The following is a 1,174-nucleotide window of genomic DNA, read 5'->3' as shown; positions in this document are numbered from 1 at the left end:
CACCGGTATCCACGACGCCCACAACCTGTCCTGGAAGCTGGCCGCGGTGCTGGACGGGTGGGGCACCGACGCCCTCCTCGACACCTACGACGCCGAGCGCCGTCCCCTGGGCAAGGCCATGTCCGAGCAGGCGCTGGTCCGTAACCGGATCCGGCACGGCTACGCCACCGACCAGGACAAGGAGGACTTCGTCGACGACGTCGTCATCACGCTCGGATACCGCTACCGCTCCTCGTCGGTGGTCGCGCCGGCGGGCGCCAAGGTGCTCTCCCCCGACCTCGAGCTCACCGGCGAGCCCGGTACCCGCGCTCCCCATCTGTGGCTGCGCCGGGGCGAGGAGACGATCTCCACGATCGACCTGTTCTGGGACTCGTACGTGCTGCTCACCGGCCCCGACGGCGGCCACTGGGCGGAGGCGGCGACGAAGGTCGCGGAGAAGCTCGGGATTCCGCTGCGCACCCATGTCATCGGCGCGGGCGCGGAACTGCGGCCCACGGACCGTGCGGCGGAGTCCTCGGACGACCCGACGGCGGTGCTGTCCGATGCGATCGCCCGCGTGGCCGGCCATGTGCCGGCCACGGTCTGAGAGGACCGACGAGATGACGGACACCAACACCGCCGCCGGACCGGCGGCCGTGCTGGGCCAGGCCATGGCGTTCCAGTCGGCGAAGCTCGTGCTGACCGGGATGGAGCTGGGCCTGTTCGAGGCGCTGGCCAAGGAGCCGGGCGACGAGGAGGAGCTGCGCAGGCGGCTCGGCCTGCACGCCCGGGGCACCGGGCACTTTCTGGCGGCCCTGGCCGAGCTGGGTTTCCTGGAGCGCGGGGAATCCGGCCGGTACCGCAACTCGGACATCACCGGGCAGTGTCTGGTGCCGGGCGCCGAGGGCTATCTGGGCGGCTTCCTCCGGGCCGCCGACCAGGTGATGTACCCGGCCTGGGGCCGGCTCTCCGAGGCGCTGCGCACCGGGGCTCCGCAGGCCGCCACGTACAGCGGCGAGGACATGTTCGGAGAGCTGTACGACAGTGAGGAGAAGAAGGACGGGCTCGTCGGCATGGCCGAGGACGCCAGCCGTCCGCTCATCCCCGCGCTGACACAGGGCTTCGACTGGGCGGCTCACCAGTCGGTGCTGGAGCTCGGCGGCTGCCGCGGCAACGTGCTGGCCGGTCTGGCGCG

At 72.0% G+C, this 1,174-nt stretch carries 2 protein-coding genes; both read left to right on the top strand.

What is annotated here, in order from left to right:
* Nucleotides 1–586: FAD-dependent monooxygenase (locus JF597_RS55390; protein WP_294014896.1), on the top strand; the 586-nt coding region annotated here is incomplete at its 5' end.
* Between the two features lie 13 nt (nt 587–599).
* Nucleotides 600–1,174 (top strand): methyltransferase dimerization domain-containing protein (locus JF597_RS55385; protein WP_294014893.1); only part of this gene is annotated, 575 nt, incomplete at its 3' end.

The organism is Streptomyces sp., from assembly GCF_019510245.1.
In the GTDB taxonomy this organism is placed as follows: domain Bacteria; phylum Actinomycetota; class Actinomycetes; order Streptomycetales; family Streptomycetaceae; genus Streptomyces.
Note: the sequence above shows the minus strand (reverse complement) of the source record. Positions and strands in the feature narration are given on the sequence as shown.